We start from the raw sequence: 19,426 nt of genomic DNA, 5'->3' as shown, positions 1-19,426 counted from the left end.
TCGCCGTCTTGAGCACTCGGCCCGGGCCCATCCTGCTTAGAAGCGGACGCTGAAGCCTTCGGCTTCTCGTCGCCACCGGTACCACCACAGCCGACAGCACCGAGGGTCAGGCTGGCTAGAACGGCCAACGCCAGCGTCCCCCTACGGGCCGTCGTCGTGCACCGAATGCTCATGTCTTTGATTCCTTCGTCACTCGTCGTTCGCCTATTGGTCGGCCAGATGGACGTCGAACAGATCCTCGGGCTTCGGTAGGTCCAAAAGACGGTCCGGCTCTATGTCCCATTCCTCGCCCTTACACGAGAGCCTCGGCAGCACGTCGCCTCCGGCATCCTCAGCAGGAAGTTCGAACGAACAGCGGGCTTCGATGACAGCCATGGCTGATTCCGTGGCCTTTTGATCCTCCGTGCCCGGAACTATGGTGTTCCCGACGGTCTCGTTGGTCTCGGCAACCACTGTGTAGCCCAGCAGCCCGTCCGGGTTGCAATCCACGGTTGCATCATTGCGAGCAGCCAGCTCGTGAGCGCGCCAGCAAGCGCCGGGAACCGGCGCTTTACCTTCGAATATGTCCTGCCATGAATCTGGCTCCAACATGTTCTCAAGCCACTGGTCCGCGAGTTGGTCCCGGGTTTCCAGGGCTGCGGCGAGTGCCGCCGCGTCTGCCGCCGTCTGAGCTTCGCTACGAGTTGTGGCTGCCTGGCCGACCGCGAAATATACGAGCGCGAGAAAGAGCAGGCCTCCCACCACTGTGATGTAGATGGGGAAAGCCTGCCCTGCATCGCCGCCCTCTCTGAGCCGAGTCAGCCCCCGGCAACTTCGGCGATCTTCGCCGTGATCGCGTCGAAGATCGTCTGCCCGATATCCGTCCCCGTGATCGCCAGCACAATGGCCACCACCACCGCGATGATCCCCAGGTACTCCACGGCCGTCTGGCCCTTGTCGTTGCGGGCGGACGCTCGGGACTGAAGGTACTCGGTGGTGGTGTGGAGCCAGTTGGTCATGGTGTTCCCCTCCAGGATGGAGAGCCCGGTCGTGGGCCCCTTCGTGTGCGGTGAGTCGGTAGGTGGCGGAGGTCTGCCGGCTGGTCGTGCCGGGTGTCGCGTCGGTCACGATCTCCACCTCCCCTGCGCACAGTTGGGACATCGACCTGTCGGGAGCACCAGACAACGACTGTCCCACACTGAGTTGCAAGTGCGAAAGATATTGCGTGAAAGTAGCCCAACCAGGCGCCGAGTCAGCGGGCGTTGACGTCACTGCTTCGTGTGCAGTCGCACTCTGGTCGTTTACGACCGCCCGTTTCCCCGACCGTGTGATCGACATACCGCTCCCTCCCCCTACTCGCCCGTGATCGTTCCGAAGTCCGTCCCCGAGCCCAGGATCAGGCCGGCGCCGAGGAGGATCATCGTGGCCGGGACCATGAAGGTGGTGATCATCATCGTGGCCTTGGGGACCGCGCGAGCGGCCTTGCGGCGGGCGTTCTGGGCGTCCGTGCGGCGCATGTCCTTGGCCAGGGCGACCAGGGTGTCGACGATGGGCGCGCCCAGTTCCTCGCCCTGCTGGAGTGCCGTCACGAACATCGCCACCTGTTCGGAGTCGTTGCGCCGACGCAGCTCCGCGAAGGCTTCGCGGCGGCTCACTCCGAGGTCCATCTGGCGGAGAGTGATGCGGAGTTCGTCGGCCCACGGCCCCTCATATCGGATCGCCACGCGGTCCAGGGCCTGGCGGAAGCCCAGCCCCGCGCTGACCACCACCGCCAGGACGTCCAGGAAGTCGGGGAGCGTCCGCTCGATGACGTCCCTGCGGATGCGGATCGCCGACCAGAGGCCGACCTCCGTCCAGAACGCGCCGAAGGCGAGGAGGAGCAGGGCCACGACGAGCTGGCCGCGCATGACGAAGACCAGGAAGCCGACCGCGCCCAGGAAGCCGTAGACCGCGCGGCGGGCGGCGTAGCGGTCGATGGTCAGGCCGCCGGGGTTGCCGGCCAGGTCGATCCTGCGGCGGTACCTCGCCACCAGGGCGGGGCCCATGATGCGCAGCACGGCGGGGGCGTAGCGCATGCCCATGCGGTCGATGAGGGAGTAGACGGCTCCGGTGCGGGTGGCGCCGACCTCCAGGGCGAGGGCGAGGTCGCCGGGGAGTTTGGCGTCGGCCCGGTACATGCGGATGCCGGCGAAGGCGCCCCAGACGCTGAGGCCCATGAGCAGTGCGAGGAGGAATCCCAGTCCCATTTCGGCTCTCCTCTCAGACGTCGATGCGGGACAGGCGGCGGATGAGGACGAAGCCGACGGCGTAGAGCGCGAACGCGATGATCACCGCGGTCTGGCCGGCCGGGGAGCCCGTCATGCGTTCCAGGGCGCCGTCCTTCACCCCGTTCATGAGGAACAACGAGCCGACGCCCAGTACGGGGACGGCGTACGACGTCATGCTGACCTGGGAGAGCTGGGTGCGGACCTCGCGCCGGGTCTCCTTGCGCTCCTCCAGCGTCTCCGTGAGGTTGCGCAGGGCGCCGACCACCTGGCCGCCCGCGCGGTTGGAGAGGACGAGGGTGGTGACCAGGACGACCAGCTCACGGGAGGGGAGGCGCTCGGCGAGTTCGCCGAGGGCGTCGTCCATCGAGGCGCCGACGGCCAGTTGGTCGGCCACCTTGCCGAGTTCCTCGCCGGCGGGGGCTTCCAGCTCCTCCGCCGCCATGCCGATGGCGGTGCGCAGAGCGAGGCCGGCCTGGGTGGCGTTGGCGAGGATGCGAGCGAGTTCGGGGAGCTGGTTGATGAACTTCTCGATGCGTTGCTGGCGTTGCCAGGTGAGGAACTGGGCCGCCACTCCGATGCCCAGCAGGCCGGCGACCGGGCCGAAGAAGGGGGCCAGGACGGCCTGGCCGATGAGCCACAGGCCCGCGACCGTGGCGAGCATGTAGGCGAAGAACTCGCCGGGTGTGACGTCCAGGCCGGTGGCCGCCAGACGCAGTTCCAGTCTCCGGCCGGGCTTCGTACGGCGCAGGCGGCGGTCCAGGGTGCGGAAGCGGCGCCGGCGGCCGGCGGGAGGGAGTTGACCGCCGGCGGAGAGGCGGTCGACCAGGGCCGCGCGCTGGGCCTTGCCGGCGGCGTAGGAGTGCAGGCCCATGATCGCCAGGGCGCAGGTCAGCAGCGTGATGCCGGTGGTGAGCGTGACGAGCGTTTCCAGTTCCATCGGGCGGTTCCTACCTGGCTTCCGTCATGTGGTCCTACCTGGCTTCCATCGGTCGGGTCACCTGGCTTCTCGGGTGGCGAGCTGGTCTGCGGTGTGGGCCACACCGAAGGCCTGCGGGATGGGCTGGCTCGCCATGTAGAGGCGCTCGGCGGTGCGGCGCGGGAGGGGGTGGTACTCGAAGGCGCCGTAGATGCGGCCGTCGGTGGACATCGGCTGGGCGTTGAAGCGGGCGACCGTGGCCAGGCGGTACGGCTCGCCGCCGTGGCTGGCCAGCAGGGCGATCTCGGTGATGCGGCGGGCGCCGTCGGCGAAGCGGGTCAGCTGGACGAGGACGTCGACGGAGCTGTTGATCTGGTCGTGCAGGGCCACGAAGGGGATCTCCACGTCCGACATCGAGGCCAGGGTCTGGAGGCGCATCAGGGCGTCCTCGGCGCTGTTGGCGTGGACGGTGGCCAGGGAGCCGTCGTGGCCGGTCGACATGGCCTGGAGCATGTCCAGGGACTCGCCGCCGCGGACCTCACCGACGACGATGCGGTCGGGGCGCATGCGGAGCGAGTTGCGGACCAGGTCGCGGATGGTGATCCGGCCCTGGCCCTCGACGTTGGGCGGGCGTGACTCCAGGCGGATGACGTGTGCCTGTTGGAGCTGGAGTTCCGCCGAGTCCTCGATGGTGATGATGCGTTCGGTCTCCGGGATCAGGCCGGAGAGCGAGTTGAGGAGGGTGGTCTTCCCGGTGCCCGTGGCGCCGGAGACGATGATGTTGAAGCGTGCCTGCACCAGGCCGGCCAGCAGGTACAGCATGTTCTCGTCGAGCGAGCCGAGGCCGATCAGCTCGTGGAGGGTGAAGGAGCGCGGGAAGCGGCGGATGGTGAGAGTGGGGCCGGTCAGTGCCAGCGGCGGGATGATGACGTTGACGCGCTCGCCGGAGGGGAGTCGGGCGTCGACCATGGGGTTGGACTCGTCGACGCGGCGGTTGACCGTCGAGACGATGCGTTCGATGGTCTGCATCAGCTGGTCGTTGGAGGCGAATCGGAGCGGGAGCTGTTCGACGCGGCCACCGCGCTCGACGAAGATCGCGTCCGGGCCGTTGACCATGATCTCCGTGATGGACGGGTCCTCGAGCAGGGGTTCCAGGATGCCGAGGCCGAGGGCCTCGTCCACGACCCTGCGGATCAGCTGGGAGCGCTCGACCGTCGACAGCACCGGGCCCTCGCGGCTGATGATGTGTCCGAGGACCCGTTCGAGGCGGGCCCGGCGCTCGGCCATCGCCAGCGAGCTCATCTCGGCGAGGTCGATCTCCTCCAGGAGCTTGGCCCGGTAGGAGGCGACCAGGTGTCCGTCCTCGCCCCGGCCGCCGTGCTCCTCGGGGGAGTGGATGCGTGCGCGCAGGCTCATGCGTCCGGTGCTCCTTGCTCCTCGTTCACGCGGGCACTGCCCACGCGGGCGTTGCCCGCCCGGTCGCTGGTCGCCCGGTCGCCGGCCACACGGGCGCTGCCCGCCCGGCCATTGCCGGCCCGGTCGCTGTTCACGCGGTCGCCGTTCACGCCGTCACTCCTCCGCCGGGTGGTCCAGCGGCATGGTGGCCGTCCTGGTGGCGTCCCCGAAGTCCCAGCCGGGCACGATCGAGGGGATGTCGACGGTGGCGGTGACCGACACCTCGTCGCCGCCGTACGCCGACGGGCAGTCGGTTCCGTCGGCCAGCCAGCCGCTGACCGCCGCCGCGCACGCGTCCTGCGCGCTCTCCTGGAGCGAGGCGCTACGGGCCCCTGCGCGCGCCGCGGTGCCGGCCTGCTGGGCGGTGTAGGCGATGAGGCCGAGTTGTACGGCGGCCATGCCGACGATGATCAGGATCGGCAGGAAACCGAGGTACTCGATGGCCACCTGGCCACGGTCCCTCGCCCGGCCGCGCATGGAGTACGGCATCTCAGTCGTCCTCCTCCTCGACGGCCCCCGCGTGCCCGTGCACGGTGAACGGGAAGCTGACCGTGCCCGGGAAGAGGATCGGCACCTCGATGCGCACGTCGGCCGTGACAAAGCCGCCCGCGGTGCCGCAGCCCACCTCGGCGCCCCCCTCCCACGCGCCGGGCAGCTTGTCCCGGCCCGCCTCCTGGCAGGCTCCCTGCCGCGCCCCCCGGTCGGCGGCCGTCGCCGCCCGTACCGCCTCGTCCGCAGCATTACCCGCGAGCGTGTACGTGTATCCCACGAGCACGAGCTGCCACAGCACCACCAGCGTCGCGATGATCACCGGGGTCATGCCGAGGAACTCGATGGTGACCTGCCCGCGGTCCCGGGCACCGGGGGGTAAGCGGCACAGCCTCACCCCGCACCGCCCTTCCGGCCTCATCCCGCACCGTCCTTCCGGCGCCGGAGGCTCACCGAGCCCCGGTCGCCGCGTCCCCGGTCACCGCGTCCCCGACCGCCCCTCCGGTCGCCCGCGGGCGCCTTGACCAGGCCCAGTTCGCCCGCGAGGGCCCACAGGGCCTGCTTCACCGTGCTCCTGCTGTCCAGTTCGTGGACGCGTCCGGCGTCCACCACGCCCTGGAGTTCCTTGAAGTTGGCGGGGACGGCGGTGCCGGCGATCGCCGTGCCGGTGATCTTCTGGATCAGCGGGGGCTGGATCTCCGTGGACCGCGTGTGCCGGTTGACGACCACGGTCGTCTCCTCCGCCTTGCGGATCTGCAGCCGGTCCCACATCCGCACCGCCCGCTTGGCGCCCCGCACGGCGACCACGTCCGGGGTGGTGACCAGCAGCGCCGTGTCCGCCATCTCCACGGCCGCCGCGCCCGCCCCGCCGAGCTGGGCGCCGCAGTCGAGGACGACGACCTCGTAGCGGGAGCGCAGGGCGCCGACGATCTGGCGGGTGGCGCGGTCGGTGACCTCCTCGCCGCGTTCGCCCTCGCCGGGGGCGAGCAGCAGGGCGAGGCCGGTGTCGTGGCGGAAGACGGCGTCGGCCAGGACGCGCGGGGAGATGTCCGCGATGGTGGCGAGGTCGACGACGGAGCGACGGAACTGCACGTCCAGGTAGGAGGCGACGTCGCCGGCCTGGAGGTCCATGTCGACCAGTGCCGTGGGCCGTCCCGACGCCTGGGCGGCGAGGGCCAGCTGGATCGCGGTCATGGAGGTCCCCACCCCGCCCTTCGCGCCGCTGACCGTGACGACGGTGCCGCCGGTTCCGGTGAACACCTCGACGCTGCTGCCGAGGTGCCGCCGTACGCCCACCGACCACTGGGCCACCGCCTGGACCCGGCTGGCGAGTTCCTCGTAACCGAGCGGCAGGGCGACCAGGCCTCGGGCGCCGTAGTCCATGGCGGCCTGGAAGAGGCCGGGGCCGGGGTCGGAGGTGACGAGGATGACGCCGACGGCCGGGAAGCGCAGGGCGACCTCGCGGATCAGTTCCAGGGCTGGGACGGGTCCGATGCGCTCGTGGACGACGACGACCTCGGGCAGTTCGTCGACGGACTCGGCGGCGAGGCGGGCGAGGGTGTCGACGAGCTGGGTGGAGTCGGTCACCGGGGCCACCGGTTCGGCGTCCGGGAGCTGGCTGAGCAGGGTCGTGATGGACCGTACGGCGTCCGGGTCGCCGACTGCCGGAAGGATCCTCGTGGGCATACGGGTCTCACTTGTCCTTCGCGAGTTCGTACGTCCGGTCCTTGTCCGGGACCGTGATGTCGCTTCCGGGCGCCACCAGCGCGAGCCGGACCCGCCGGGCGAACGACTCGGCGTAGGTGATGCGCTGGGCGTCGATGGTGGACAGTGCGAAGGTGATGGGGACGCCGTCGGCGGGTTCCCGGTCGCGGCTGTTCTCGTCGGGCTTCAGCGGGGTCAGCTCGCCGACATCGATGACCTTGGCGTCGGTCACGATGATCTTGGACTGGGCGGGGTCGCCCTCACGCTCGCCCTCGAAGGTGGCGTACACGTTGACCGTGGAGCCCGGCGTGATCTTGCCGGCGACGCCGGTCGCCGCGTCGATCATGATGGCGACCTCCTGCTGCCCGGGCTGCAGGGCGGGCTGGTCGACGATCATGTCGCTCTGCAGCAACGAGCCCTTCTTCAGCGTCGTCACCGCGATCTTGCCGCGGACCTGGCCGAGATCGGTGACGGCGTTCTCCGACAGCCAGCGCTCCGGCATCTCGATCTTCTCGATCTTCTCGAGCTGCTCCGCGCCGAGGGCCGTGTAGGGCTCCACGTTCGCCTTGAGCCGGTACGCGGTGACCTCGGGCCCGACCTTCGACTTCACGTCGTTGATGACGGACAGCACGCCGGCGAACGCGCCGAGGGCGCAGAGGACCGACAGGATGAGCAGGATGACGCCTCTGCGCTGACGGGAGTTCATGAACCGTGCAACCTCATTGGGGAATCGGTCGAACCGGATCGGATGACGGGCGGACGGGCGGGCTGAGGGCGGAAAGACTGGCTGGCGGGCTGGCGGGCTGGCGGGCTGGCGGGCTGGCGGGCTGGCGGGCTGGGCGACGAAAGCGGTTGCGATGCGGGCGCGGTACGGGTGCGGTACGGGCGAGGGACGGGCGCGGTGCGGCCTACCCGGTGAGGGCCCGTCTCTCGCGGCGGTGGCCGAGAGCGGCGGCCCGGGGGGCGCCGTCGAGGCGGGCGGCCTCGCCACCGGAGCCGCGCGCGGCCGGTGTCGCGTCGTACACCGGTGGCGTGGCGGAGCAGAACACGCAGCGGTCGCCGATGACGTCGATGCCGCACCAGTGGCAGGTACTGCGCCGCACCGAGGTGACCAGCTGGTAGAGGACCGACAGGTCGGGCAGGTAGGCGCAGAACTCGGTCAGGCGTCCGGTCCCCCACCAACCGGGCGACTCGGCGGGCAGGGGCGTCTCGCGCAGTCCCTGTACCTTCCAGGACGGGGCGAGGGTGCCGGTGACCCAGTCGGACGGGAGCTGGCCCTTGGCGACCAGCAGGCTGGTGCCGAACTCGGGTCCGTCGAGGGAGGCCTCGGGACCGATGCGCACCAGCTGCGGCACGGGATGCGTCACGACGCCGAACTGGCTGCCCGGCACCCAGGACCTGGCGTGCGACTTCAGCCCCACGGGGACGTGGTCGAGCCGGGCGACGGAGCCGAGCAGCGCGCCGGTGTGGATGTAGTGGGTGAGCAGCCGGCCGGCCGAGGCGAGGACGCCAGGGCTGAGGTCGCAGGAGGCCAGCTGCCGTAACTGACGGGCCAGTACGGCGAGTCCGAGCGGAGGCAGGGGCGGCCGGAACAGGGCGATCCGGTCGGTCTCCAGCAGGGCGCGGACGGTGTACAGCCGACGTTCCACACTCGCCGGGAGGGCCTGCGAGCAGACGACGATCACGTGCCCGTGCTGGTCGACCAGCGCGTGCAGCTCGGCGAGCACGTGTTCCAGTGGACGTCGGCCGACGTCCTGGAGCACGGTCGCGGGCAGCGTCCGTTCATCCTGCGGCGGCAGCGCCATGTCGGCACCGGTCACGGCAATGGCAGTTGGCACACGCGGCTCCCCGTCTCCCCATGCCCGCCGGTGCACCGGCGTTACTCCGGCCCACCCGGACGACTTCACTGCGTGACTACATGAGCACTGTATCCACGCCTCTATGACCGGAGAACAGCCTTTCTGTAGCTCTGGAACAACTTGTGTTGCACAAGAGGCGGCAAATCAGGGCAAGTTGAGCATTTCCCCGGACAGCGACCGGGCCGCGACCGGGCGGACGGCACACCCACCCGGCCCGGCCCAATCCCCCAGCCCGATGGAGAACTTGGTCCGTACCTACCTCTTGACACCCTCAATTGGTCTGGACCACCTTGTACGTCAACGCCCCCCACTCCCCCACCCGGAGGCCCCCATGGAGCCCGTACACAGACGTATCGGCAGACGGACGAAGTTCTGGGCGGGAGCCGTCACCGCCGCGCTCGCCCTCTCGGTCACGGCCGTCGGCCAGGCGTCCGCCGCGGACGTCAACAACGCGAAGAACGCCGGCTTCGAGGCCGGCCTGAGCAACTGGACCTGCTCCGCCGACAGCGGTACGACCGTCTCCTCCCCGGCACACGCCGGCTCCGCCGCGCTGAAGGCGACGCCGAACGGGCAGGACAACGCCCGGTGCGCCCAGACGGTCGAGGTGAAGCCCGGATCGACGTACACGCTCAGCGCCTGGGTCCAGGGCGGGTACTCCTACCTGGGCGTGACGGGCACGGGCACGACGGACGTGTCGACCTGGACCCCTGGCTCCACCTCGTGGAAGCAGCTGTCGACGACGTTCACGACGGGCTCCTCGACGAGCTCGGTGACGGTCTACACGCACGGCTGGTACGGCCAGTCGGCCTACTACGCCGACGACCTGTCCGTCTTCGGCCCGGACGGCGGGGGCGGTGACGACGGCGGACCCGAGCCCACGGTCCCGTCCGTGCCCGCCGGTCTGAACGTCTCCGGTACGACCCCCTCCTCGGCCTCGCTGACCTGGGACACGGTCTCGGGCGCCACCGGCTACAACATCTACCGCGACGGTACGAAGGTGACGGCGGTGACCGGCACGTCGGCGACCGTGACCGGCCTCGCGGCCGCGACGTCGTACTCCTTCCAGGTCACGGCGACGAACGCGGCCGGCGAGTCCGCCAAGTCGGCGGCCGTGACGGCCCGCACGACGGACGGCGGTGACGACGGGGGCGGCGGCGACCTGCCCAAGCACGCGGTGACCGGCTACTGGCAGAACTTCGACAACGGGGCGACGGTCCAGAAGATCTCGGACGTCTCCGCCCAGTACGACATCATCGCCGTCTCCTTCGCTGACGCGACGAACACGCCCGGCGCCGTCACCTTCAACCTCGACACGGCCGGCCTGGACGGCTACACGGTCGACCAGTTCAAGGCGGACATCCGCGCCAAGCAGGCGGCCGGGAAGAAGGTCATCATCTCGATCGGCGGCGAGAAGGGCACCATCACGGTGAACGACTCCGCCTCCGCGACCAACTTCGCGAACTCCGTCCACACGCTCATGGGCGAGTACGGCTTCGACGGCGTCGACATCGACCTGGAGAACGGCCTCAACCCGACCTACATGACGCAGGCCCTGCGCGCCCTGTCGGCGAAGGCGGGCCCGGACATGATCCTGACGATGGCCCCGCAGACCATCGACATGCAGTCGACGTCGGGTTCGTACTTCCAAACGGCGCTGAACGTGAAGGACATCCTCACGGTCGTCAACATGCAGTACTACAACAGCGGCACGATGCTCGGCTGCGACGGCAAGGTGTACGCGCAGGGCACGGTCGACTTCCTCACCGCCCTGGCCTGCATCCAGCTGGAGAACGGCCTCGACCCGTCCCAGGTCGGCCTGGGACTGCCCGCCTCCACCCGCGCGGCGGGCGGCGGCTACGTCTCCCCGTCCGTGGTCAACAACGCCCTGGACTGCCTGACCAAGGGCACGAACTGCGGCTCCTTCAAGCCGTCGAAGACGTACCCCGACCTGCGGGGCGCGATGACCTGGTCCACCAACTGGGACGCGACGGCGGGCAACGCCTGGTCGAACTCGGTGGGAGCGCACGTACACGCGCTCCCGTAGCCCCGGCCGGCCCGACCGGCCCGGCTGGTCAGTGCGGCTGTTCCCCCTACCGCCGTCGCGGGAGGGGGAACAGCCGCACGGGCACGAGGCTCAGTCGCCCCTTCCCAGGTTCTCGCCCGGCAGGAATCTCTGGCGCACCCAGAGGCTCAGCAGGACCGTCCCACCGACCAGCAGCGGCACCGGATCGCGGGCAGTGGGAGCCAGCACGTGTTCCAGCGCCATGACCGTGCAGACCGTCAGGGGAACGAAGGCCGCCGCACCCTCCATCCCCCACCGCAGCGTCGGACGGGCCATGCCCAGGACGCTCGCCCCGCCGGGCAGCCACGGGCCGGTGGCGATCACCAGCAGCCCCACGGTCTTGCAGGCGTCGACCACCTGACAGTCCGGCTCCCCGACTCCCTGCGGGCCGACGGTCCACAGCTGCAGCGTGTCACCGGCCAGCATGAGGGACAGTCCGACGATCCCCGCCCACAAAGTCGCTCTCCGGTCACTGCGTACGAGACGGCACAGGGCCAGCAGAAAGCTGAGGAACACCAGCTCGACGGCCCACAGGAACACCACCATCCCCTCCCCCGGCAGCCAGCCGCCACCGGTCCCGCTCAGCAGCACCCAACCCGTCATGAACAGGGCCCCGGCCGCGACGACCCCGTCGAGCACCCGCCGCAACAGCACGGGCCGTCCGGTACCCGCGTCGGCCGCGACCACCAGCCCGGCCGTCCCCAGGCCGACCGCCAGTGCCGCTCCGACGACCACCACCGACTCCAGCAGCGACTGCTCGCCCCGGCCCGGGTCAGGTGGATGGGCCTTGAGCACGTCGGCCATCACCCGGTACAAACCTCCGGCCGCCGCCGCGCCCCCGAACAGCAGCAGCCGTGTCCGCACCCGTCCGCTCGTCCACCACGTGCGGAGCACCAGCGAGACCGCCACCGCGCAGCAACCGACGGACGGCCCGAGGGCCACCATCCGCACCACCGCGCTCCCCAACCCCGCCATCAGGCGCGCCTTTCGCCGGTTCCCGCCCGCAGGGCCCTTCCTCCGGTCCTGGAGTCCATCCACAGAACGTAGGAGATCCGCCGCGTGTCACGAACTGAACAAAGGGCCCATTCACCCGTACCGCGTACGAGAAGTGATCTCCGCTTACCGCCGGGCTGACGCACACCGTCAAGGCGCCCCGTACGCCACCGCGCCCACCCTCGGCAGGGTCGCCCACATGCGTGTACCGCCGCCCGGTTCCCTCGCCTCACCGAACCCCCACGTGCCGTCGCAGGCGCGGCAGACGCGGGCCAGGACACGGAGGGCCGCACGGCGGCGGGTGTCGCAGGCGGCGGCCAGGTGGGGGCTGGTGTGGCGGGGGTGGCTGTCGTAGACGATCACTCGGAGGGTGGAGAAGCGGTAGCGAAGGGTGAGGTAGTAGTTCTGGGACTCCGTGAACTGGCATGCCACAGCCGTCAGTTCGCCTACTGCTTGCAGGGCCGGGTCCAGCATGTCCGCCAGGCCGTGCGCCCTCAGCACCTCCCTCGTGGCCGACCGCGCCAGAGCCGGGCTGGACAGTGCGGCGGGGAGCGTGAAGCTGTAGGCCAGGGTTTCGGGGACGGGCGGTGTCGGGTCCGCCGGGTAGGCGGGAGCGGAGGGGCAGCGAGTCGCGGACATGGGGCTCCTTCGTCGGGTCGGGTTCGTCGAGTTGCCGGGCGGTCGGTGGCTCCGTCGCGCGGGCAGACTTGCGCGATGCACTGCCGACCTCGCCGGGTGACCGGTACGTCACTGAATGTAGGACGGTAAGTGGTTCAATTGCCACTGATGGGAGGTAGTTCACCCGCTCGTGGTACGCAGGAGTCGAACCACGGCAGACTGCTGCGACAACCAGAGAAGGGAAGGGCATGCCTCCGAGGACGACACCGACCGAGCGTCAGAGGCGTCTGGGCGCCGAGCTGCGGAGGATGCGTGTCGCGGCGGGTATAACGGCCGACCGGGCAGCCGGACTCCTCGGGCTCGACCGGGCCAAGATCTCCAATATCGAGACGGGTATCCGCACCATCAGCCCGGACCGACTGCGCACTCTGGCCTGCAACTGCGACTGTTCCGACGAGGCCTACATCAATGCACTCGTCAGTATGGCCCGGCCGGAAACACGCGGGTGGTGGGAGCGGTATCGGGGTTCGCTGTCCGCAGGACTGCTCGACATCGCCGAGTTCGAGGCGCAGGCGACGCGCATGCGAACCATTCACATCGCACACATTCCGGGCCTGCTGCAAACCAGCGACTACGCCCTCGAACTCTTCCGGGCCGTACTGCCACCGCTGCCCGAGCACGAAGCGGCACTGCGGCTGGCGTACCGCGTCGAACGGCAGAAGGTGCTGGAAGGAGACGATCCGCCCGAGTACGTCGCTGTCGTCCACGAAGCCGCCGTGCGCATGCAGTTCGGTGGGGCCAAGATCGCGAGAGCGCAGTTGGAGCATCTGATCGCGGTCTCGGAGCGGCCGACCGTGCGGCTGCTGGTCGTACCCTTCACCGCCGGAACCTTCCCGGGATCCGGGCAGATCTTCAACTACCTGGAGGGACCGGTTCCTCAACTGGATACCGTCCAGATCGACAGCACCCACGGGCCGGAATTCCTGAGCGGGGAAGCACAGCTCGCGAAGTACCGTACGCATCTGGACTGGATGGAGCGCATCGCCCTGTCTCCACAGGCATCCCGCGACTTCATCCGGGACGTCGCCAACGGGCTGTGAGGAGACACATCATGGATGACATCACGTGGGAAGAGCCGTTCTGCGGGGAGGGAGCGAGCTGCTTCCGCCTCGGTACCGACCCCACCGGCAACGCCTACATCGCCATAGCCGGTGAGGAGGACGCACCCCTCACCGACAGCCGGGAGGCCCTGCGCCGCATGATCCTCGACATCAAGGCGGGCAAGGCCGACCACTTGTTGTGAAGCCGTATGAAACATTTCCCGGGGCCCACCGCATCAATGAGGTGAAGGCAAGGCAGCACAGGACGACGGTGAGCGCGGGGGAACACGTACATGAGGCAGGACCGGGCGGACGAGTACGCCGAGTTCGCGGCGGCGCGGGCCGGGCATCTGTACCGGTCCGCGTGTCTGCTCACCGCCGGGGACACGCATCTGGCAGAGGATCTCGTGCAGGAGACCTTCGGGCGGATCTACGTGCGATGGGGGCGGGTGTCCCGGGTGGGGAAACCCGCCGCGTACGCGCAGACCGTGCTCACCCGGTCCTTCCTCGCCCATCAGCGGCGGCGCAGCAGCCGTGAGCGGGCGACGGACGTGTTCCCCGACCTGCCGGGCGCCGGCGACGGGGACGCGCCGCTGCGGCTGACCCTGCTGGCCGCACTCTCCGGGCTGCCCGTCAAGGACCGGGCCGTCATCGTCCTGCGGTACTGGGAGGACCGCTCCGTCGAGCAGACCGCCGACGTGCTGAACGTCAGTTCGGCGGCCGTACGGACACGGTGCTCCCGGGCGCTCGGCAAGCTGCGCGAGCTGCTGGGCGAGGACCTCGCGGAGTACGCCAGACCCTGACGCCCCGCCCGCCTCTCGTCCACGGCTCCACGCACGTCTCTACTCGCTCTCACAGCGCTCACCATGCGGAAAGGGTGGCTCGTCATGCCCGAAAACCAGCACCAGGATCCCTTCGAGGAACGGCTCACCGCCGCCCTGCGCGACACCGGCGGTGACTTCCGGGCCGACGGCGCGGCCCTCGTCGCCGGTGGGCGGTCCCGTGGGCGCCGGGCGCTGACGCGGCGCCGGGCCGGGGTGCTCGGCGGGGTGGCCGGGGTCGCCCTGGTCGGGGTGGGCGGGGCGCTGCTCCTGCCGTCGGGGGACTCCTCGGGCCCCGACCGGTCCACTGTGGCCTCCGAGGCGACCTCCCGCCCGTCCGCCTCGGCCGCCCCGCCGCCCGTCTCCGGAGACGCCCTTCTCCAGTCGCTCAAGGAACTGCTTCCCGCGGGGGAGTTCAGCGAGGAGGACGCCCGGGGCTCCGACGAGAAGCCGGGCCCGTACGCGTATGCCGTGTACGAGGACGGGAAGGGCGCGGCCGCGCTCAGCATGGGCCTCGGCCGGGTCGAGCCCGGCAGCGATCAGGCCCGGCAGCTGACGGAGTGTCCGGACAAGACGTTCACCCGGCACGACGCGTGCGACTCCAGCCGGCTGCCCGACGGCTCGCTGCTCAAGCTCTTCCAGGGCTACGAGTATCCCGACCGGCGCGTCGACACCAAGCTCTGGTCCGCCGACCTCGTCACGAGCAAGGGGCATCACGTCTCCCTCAGCGAGTGGAACTCCCCCGCTCAGAAGGGCGCCCCGATCTCGCGGGAGGACCCGCCGTTGTCCACCGCGCAGCTCAAGGAGGTCGTCACGGCGGACGTGTGGCGCCGGGCGGTGGACGCCATCCCGGTCGAGCCGAAGCCTTCCGGGTCCGCCACGCCGGAGTACACGCCGCCGGAGGCCTCCGGCGAGGGCATCTCCTCGATCCTCGCCGGGCTGCTCCCCGAGAAGCTGGACGTCATCAGCAAGGGCGGCCAGGACACCGGGTTCAGCTACGTCGTCGTCGACGACGGCAGCGGTGGGAGCCTCGTCCAGGTCAACGTGCAGCACGGCATGGACGACGTCGCGGGTCAGCTCTACGGCTCCGGCGAGACCCTCCCCGACGGCACCCGCGTCGCCGTGCGGCAGGGGCCCGGCGACGACCGCGTCCCCGGGGTCCTCATGTGGACCGTCGACACCCTGCGGCCCGGCGACGACGGCTTCCGCGTGGTGATCGGCGCGTTCAACAACGACGCCGCGCATGCCCGGCCCACCCGCGAGAACCCCGCGCTGACCATCGACCAGCTGCGGGAGATCGCGCTCAGCCCGGAGTGGGAGAAGCTGCGGTAGCGGAACGGTCCGTTCGGGCCTAGAAGAACTCCGCCCAGTCCTGGTCCCAGACCTGCTTCACGCACAGCACCAGGAAGAGCAGGCCGGCGACGGTCAGCATGCCGTTGCTCAGCCAGCCGTTGCGCCACTCGCGGGGTGTGCGGGAGGAGTTGAGAAGCCAGATCAGGGTGAGGGCGAGGAAGGGCATGAAGGCGGCGCCCAGGACGCCGTAGATGATGATCAGACGGAAGGGCTCGTCCTGGAAGAGCAGGATCATGGGCGGGAAGGTGAGCCAGAGCAGGTAGGCGCGGAAGGACCAGGAGCGTTCGCGGCGGCCCGACGCCAGTTCCGTGGCCCGCGCCTCCCGTTCGCCCCGCCGCCGGGCCAGGAAGTCGGCGAACATCAGGCTGACGCCGTGCCAGACGCCGATCAGGGAGGTGAAGGAGGTGGCGAAGAACCCGATCAGGAAGAGCTTCCCGGTCGCCGTGCCGTACTCGTCCTCCAGGATGTCGCCGAGCTGGATCATGCCCTTGTCGCCGCTCGCGATCGCGATGTTCGCCGAGTGGAGCAGCTCGGCGCCGACCAGGAGCATGGCGATGACGAAGACGCCGGTGGTGGCGTAGGCGACCCGGTTGTCGACGCGCATGACCTTCATCCAGCCCGTGTGCGTCCATCCCTTGGCGTTGACCCAGTAGCCGTAGGCGGCCAGCGTGATGGTGCCGCCCACGCCGCCGATCAGGCCGAGGGTGTTGAGGACCGAGTCCTTCTCGTCCGGGATGACCGGGAGGAGACCGGCGAAGGCGTCTCCGAGGTTGGGGGTGACGCGGATCGCCAGGTAGACGGTCACCACGAACATGACGCCCACCAGGACCGTCATGACCTTCTCGAAGACGTTGTACTTGTTGAACCAGACGAAGACCAGGCCCACCAGGCCGCAGGCGATGCCCCACCACTCGAGGCCCATCACGTCCGGGAAGAGGGCCTGCAGCGGCAGGGCGCTGGACGACATCGCCGCCGCGCCGTAGACGAAGCCCCAGATCACGGCGTAGATCGCGAAGAACCACGCCGTCCAGCGGCCCAGGCTCGCCCAGCCGTCGAAGAGCGTGCGGCCGGTGGACAGATGCCACCGGCCGCACGCCTCCGCGAGGGAGATCTTCACCAGGCAGCCGATGACCGCCGCCCACAGCAGGGTGTAGCCGAAGTTGCTGCCGGCGATCAGGGTCGCGACGAGGTCGCCGGCGCCGACCCCGGTCGCCGCGACGACGATGCCGGGGCCGATATAGCGCCAACTGGATTTACGGGGTGCCGAGTCGAGGTCACGTGGTGCCCCGGTGTCACTGGTGTTGCCCGTGGTGTCCGCCATGCGGGCCAACAAAGCCCATGGAAGGCGGTGGGACAAGGGGGCGTGCGGGGTTCTTCACTCGATCGCTTACTCCTTGCCGCCCACGTCTGCCTTCGCGTCGGCTTCCGTGTCGGATTTCGCGTCGGCTTCCGTCGCGGACTTCGCCTCGGCTTCCGTCGCGGACTTCACGTCGGACTTCGCGGCGTCCTCCGCCTCGGTCTCCGCGTCGGGCTCCGGCTCGGACTTCGCCTCGGACTTCGCCTCGTCCCCCGCCTCGGTCTCCGCGTCGGGCTCCGGCTCGGACTTCGCCTCGGGCTCCGCGTCGTCCGCCGCCTCCCCGTCGTCGAAGTACGCGTCCAGGACCTCGTCCAGGGCGGACTCCCATTCCGGGAAACGGCTCCTGGACGTCGCCTCGATCTCGATCGGGTACCAGCGGCGGTCGGGCGTGTGCACCGTGACGGTGAACCGCTTGCCGAAGCGTCCCGTCTCCGTCTCGACGGCCCCGACCTCGTCCCAGCGGAACTCGCACTTCTGGTCGTCGAGGGCGAGCCGTACGCCCTTGTGGTCGGCGACGATCCTCGCGCGGCGGTCGGACGCCTCGAAGACGGGGCCGTCGGGGGTCTCCGCGTCGTCCGGTTCCGCGGACTTCCCGGTCGGCTCCTCCACGGGCTCCTCGACGGGCGTCTCCCCGACAGCGGCATCCTCCGCGTCGGTGACGTCGTCGGCCTCGGTCTCCGCCTTCTCCGGTCTCACGTCCTCCGGTTCGCCGGACACGGGCGAGCTGAGCCCGGGGATGAATGCCGGGTCGAATCCGGCGCCTTCCAGGGGCTGGCTGGTCGATCCTCTGCGCTGCTCCACAGCGGGCAGTATGGTCGACGAACCTGTGCCGGGCACAGCCAGCCCCGTCATCGTTATCAGACGCCTACACGAAGAGGCTCAGCACCGCGGCGACCACGAACCCGGCCAGCGACAGCACGCTCTCCAGCACGGTCCACGTCTTCAGCGTGTCCCGTTCGCTGATGCCGAAGTACTTGGCGACCATCCAGAAGCCGCCGTCGTTGACGTGCGAGGCGAAGATGGAGCCCGCCGAGATGGCCATGATGACCAGGGCGACGAACGCCTGGGAGTGGTCGCCCTCGGCGAGCAGCGGCGCCACGATGCCCGCCGTCGTCACGATGGCCACCGTCGCCGAGCCCTGGGCGACCCGCAGCACCAGGGAGATCAGGTAGGACAGGACGATCACCGGCAGGCCGACGTCGTTGAAGGTGTCGGAGAGGGCCTGGGCGACTCCGCTGGCGCTGAGGACGGCGCCGAAGACGCCACCCGCGCCGACCACCAGCAGGATGTTGCCGACCGGCTTCAGCGAGGCAGTCGAGACGGTCTCCAGGGACTTGCGGGACCAGCCGCGCCGGATGCCGAGCAGGTAGTAGGCGAGGAACAGGGCGATGGTCAGGGCGACGAACGGGTTGCCGAAGAACTCGATCACCGAGCGGAGGGTGGACTCGTCCAGGGCGATGGAGGAGAAGGTCGCCGCGAGGATGAGGATCAGCGGGGTGCCGATGATGCCGAGGACCGTGCCGAGCGCGACCGGGCTCTCGGTCGGGGCGACACCGGCCTTGGTCTGCTCGTCGATGACGGCCTGCCTGGCCTCCTCGGCGGCCTCGACCATGTCCTGCGGCACGGGCACGAAGATGCGGCGGCCGATCCAGGCGGAGAACGCCCAGGCGGCGAGCACGGCGGGGATGCCGCAGACGATGCCCATGAGGATCACCCAGCCGAGGTCCACCTTCAGCAGGCCGGCGGCAGCCACCGGGCCGGGGTGCGGCGGCAGGAAGGCGTGGGTCATCGACAGGCCGGCGAGCAGCGGCAGGCAGTAGAGCAGGACCGACTTGCCGGAGCGCTTGGCGGCGGCGTAGACGATGGGCGCGAGGACGAAGATGCCCACGTCGAAGAAGACGGGGACGCCGAAGATCAGGCCGGTCAGGCCCATGGCGAGGGGTGCGCGCTTCTCACCGAAGAGGCCCAGCAGGCGGGAGGCCAGTACCTGGGCGCCGCCGCTGACCTCGAGGATGGCGCCGAGCATGGTGCCCAGGCCGATGATGATGGCGACATGGCCGAGGATGCCGCCCATGCCGGACTCGATGGTGGAGACGGCGTCGGACTTCTGGACGGTGCCGAAGAGTTCGGTGACCGACAGGCCGGCGAGCAGGCCGACGGCTATGGAGACGGCGAGCAGCGCGACGAACGGCTGGAGCCGGACCTTGATGATCAGGAAGAGCAGGAGCGCGATGCCGATCGCGGCGACGGTCAGCAGGCCCGCCGTGCCGTCGATCAGGTGGAGCAGGCCGCCTGTGTGGGGCGGGCTCTCCGCCGGGGCGGAGGCGGCGAGCTGGAGGGATATGGGGGACATACGGGGGTCCTCTGGCTAAGCACATAAAGCTTTCGGGCAGGGCGGGGCGCGGCACGGCGCCCCGGGGTGCGGGGCACCGTGCCGTGCGACAGACAACAGA

21 protein-coding genes are annotated in these 19,426 nt (G+C 69.9%); 5 read left to right on the top strand and 16 right to left on the bottom strand.

What is annotated here, in order from left to right; translation table 11 throughout:
- Window positions 1-204: 204 nt before the first annotated feature.
- The 11 genes from ABEA26_RS14770 to ABEA26_RS14720 all read right to left on the bottom strand — a co-directional run bounded on the left by ABEA26_RS14770 (window position 205) and on the right by ABEA26_RS14720 (window position 8,615).
- A complete protein-coding gene (locus tag ABEA26_RS14770) occupies window positions 205-801 on the bottom strand; it encodes a pilus assembly protein TadG-related protein (RefSeq protein WP_345592638.1) in 597 nt (198 codons plus the stop codon).
- Window positions 798-998 carry a Flp family type IVb pilin gene (locus tag ABEA26_RS14765; RefSeq protein WP_345592636.1) on the bottom strand — a complete coding sequence of 67 codons (201 nt, stop codon included), beginning with the start codon at window positions 996-998 and terminating at the stop codon, window positions 798-800. The genes ABEA26_RS14770 and ABEA26_RS14765 overlap by 4 nt, the downstream gene beginning before the upstream one ends.
- Window positions 999-1,331: 333 nt before the next feature.
- Entirely contained in the window at window positions 1,332-2,225 is an 894-nt protein-coding gene (locus ABEA26_RS14760) for a DUF5936 domain-containing protein (protein ID WP_345592635.1), read from the bottom strand.
- A 13-nt stretch (window positions 2,226-2,238) separates the two neighbouring features.
- The gene (locus ABEA26_RS14755; RefSeq protein ID WP_345592634.1) at window positions 2,239-3,183 is read right to left on the bottom strand and encodes a type II secretion system F family protein; all 945 of its coding nucleotides are present in this window, start codon (window positions 3,181-3,183) and stop codon (window positions 2,239-2,241) included.
- Window positions 3,184-3,240: 57 nt separating this feature from the next.
- Window positions 3,241-4,578: a TadA family conjugal transfer-associated ATPase gene (locus ABEA26_RS14750; protein ID WP_345592633.1), complete on the bottom strand. Its 1,338-nt coding sequence runs from the start codon at window positions 4,576-4,578 to the stop codon at window positions 3,241-3,243.
- The gene (locus tag ABEA26_RS14745) at window positions 4,575-4,727 is read right to left on the bottom strand and encodes a hypothetical protein (protein ID WP_345592631.1); all 153 of its coding nucleotides are present in this window, start codon (window positions 4,725-4,727) and stop codon (window positions 4,575-4,577) included. Before ABEA26_RS14745 ends, ABEA26_RS14750 begins: the two co-directional genes overlap by 4 nt.
- 4 nt (window positions 4,728-4,731) lie before the next feature.
- Window positions 4,732-5,106, bottom strand: coding sequence for a TadE/TadG family type IV pilus assembly protein (locus ABEA26_RS14740; protein WP_345592630.1), 375 nt, complete (start codon window positions 5,104-5,106; stop codon window positions 4,732-4,734).
- Window position 5,107: 1 nt separating this feature from the next.
- Window positions 5,108-5,527 (bottom strand): TadE/TadG family type IV pilus assembly protein, encoded by a 420-nt coding sequence (locus ABEA26_RS14735; protein WP_345592629.1) that lies wholly within the window; start codon window positions 5,525-5,527, stop codon window positions 5,108-5,110.
- Window positions 5,524-6,792: a CpaE/TadZ family protein gene (locus ABEA26_RS14730; protein ID WP_345592627.1), complete on the bottom strand. Its 1,269-nt coding sequence runs from the start codon at window positions 6,790-6,792 to the stop codon at window positions 5,524-5,526. The genes ABEA26_RS14735 and ABEA26_RS14730 overlap by 4 nt, the downstream gene beginning before the upstream one ends.
- Window positions 6,793-6,799: 7 nt before the next feature.
- Window positions 6,800-7,516, bottom strand: a complete 717-nt coding sequence (gene cpaB, locus ABEA26_RS14725) for a Flp pilus assembly protein CpaB (protein ID WP_345592625.1) — start codon at window positions 7,514-7,516, stop codon at window positions 6,800-6,802.
- A gap of 202 nt (window positions 7,517-7,718) precedes the next feature.
- The gene (locus ABEA26_RS14720) at window positions 7,719-8,615 is read right to left on the bottom strand and encodes a hypothetical protein (RefSeq protein ID WP_345592637.1); all 897 of its coding nucleotides are present in this window, start codon (window positions 8,613-8,615) and stop codon (window positions 7,719-7,721) included.
- Window positions 8,616-9,000: 385 nt separating this feature from the next.
- Here ABEA26_RS14720 and ABEA26_RS14715 point away from each other — a divergent pair, with 385 nt between their 5' ends.
- Window positions 9,001-10,713 carry a chitinase gene (locus tag ABEA26_RS14715; RefSeq protein WP_345592623.1) on the top strand — a complete coding sequence of 571 codons (1,713 nt, stop codon included), beginning with the start codon at window positions 9,001-9,003 and terminating at the stop codon, window positions 10,711-10,713.
- A 90-nt stretch (window positions 10,714-10,803) separates the two neighbouring features.
- On the opposite strand, the gene ABEA26_RS14710 is transcribed toward ABEA26_RS14715, so the two are convergent.
- On the bottom strand, window positions 10,804-11,706 hold the full coding sequence (locus ABEA26_RS14710) for a hypothetical protein (protein ID WP_345592622.1): 903 nt from the start codon (window positions 11,704-11,706) through the stop codon (window positions 10,804-10,806).
- Window positions 11,707-11,874: 168 nt separating this feature from the next.
- Entirely contained in the window at window positions 11,875-12,363 is a 489-nt protein-coding gene (locus tag ABEA26_RS14705) for an ATP-binding protein (protein WP_345592620.1), read from the bottom strand.
- Window positions 12,364-12,590: 227 nt separating this feature from the next.
- Here ABEA26_RS14705 and ABEA26_RS14700 point away from each other — a divergent pair, with 227 nt between their 5' ends.
- The 4 genes from ABEA26_RS14700 to ABEA26_RS14685 all read left to right on the top strand — a co-directional run bounded on the left by ABEA26_RS14700 (window position 12,591) and on the right by ABEA26_RS14685 (window position 15,595).
- A complete protein-coding gene (locus tag ABEA26_RS14700; protein WP_345592619.1) occupies window positions 12,591-13,442 on the top strand; it encodes a helix-turn-helix domain-containing protein in 852 nt (283 codons plus the stop codon).
- Window positions 13,443-13,453: 11 nt separating this feature from the next.
- The gene (locus ABEA26_RS14695) at window positions 13,454-13,645 is read left to right on the top strand and encodes a hypothetical protein (RefSeq protein WP_345592617.1); all 192 of its coding nucleotides are present in this window, start codon (window positions 13,454-13,456) and stop codon (window positions 13,643-13,645) included.
- Between the two features lie 90 nt (window positions 13,646-13,735).
- Window positions 13,736-14,245: a SigE family RNA polymerase sigma factor gene (locus tag ABEA26_RS14690; protein ID WP_345592615.1), complete on the top strand. Its 510-nt coding sequence runs from the start codon at window positions 13,736-13,738 to the stop codon at window positions 14,243-14,245.
- Between the two features lie 84 nt (window positions 14,246-14,329).
- A complete protein-coding gene (locus tag ABEA26_RS14685; protein WP_345592613.1) occupies window positions 14,330-15,595 on the top strand; it encodes a hypothetical protein in 1,266 nt (421 codons plus the stop codon).
- 19 nt (window positions 15,596-15,614) lie between these two features.
- On the opposite strand, the gene ABEA26_RS14680 is transcribed toward ABEA26_RS14685, so the two are convergent.
- The 3 genes from ABEA26_RS14680 to ABEA26_RS14670 form a co-directional block, all read right to left on the bottom strand.
- On the bottom strand, window positions 15,615-16,937 hold the full coding sequence (locus ABEA26_RS14680; protein ID WP_345592611.1) for an Nramp family divalent metal transporter: 1,323 nt from the start codon (window positions 16,935-16,937) through the stop codon (window positions 15,615-15,617).
- A gap of 66 nt (window positions 16,938-17,003) precedes the next feature.
- Window positions 17,004-17,774 (bottom strand): cell envelope integrity TolA family protein, encoded by a 771-nt coding sequence (locus tag ABEA26_RS14675; protein WP_345592609.1) that lies wholly within the window; start codon window positions 17,772-17,774, stop codon window positions 17,004-17,006.
- A gap of 64 nt (window positions 17,775-17,838) precedes the next feature.
- Window positions 17,839-19,326, bottom strand: a complete 1,488-nt coding sequence (locus ABEA26_RS14670) for a GntP family permease (RefSeq protein WP_345592608.1) — start codon at window positions 19,324-19,326, stop codon at window positions 17,839-17,841.
- Between the last annotated feature and the right edge of the window lie 100 nt (window positions 19,327-19,426).

This window comes from Streptomyces marokkonensis (assembly GCF_039539045.1).
In the GTDB taxonomy this organism is placed as follows: Bacteria; Actinomycetota; Actinomycetes; order Streptomycetales; family Streptomycetaceae; genus Streptomyces; species Streptomyces marokkonensis.
The sequence above is the reverse complement of the archived record's forward strand: the minus strand, read 5'-3'. Positions and strand labels throughout refer to the sequence as shown.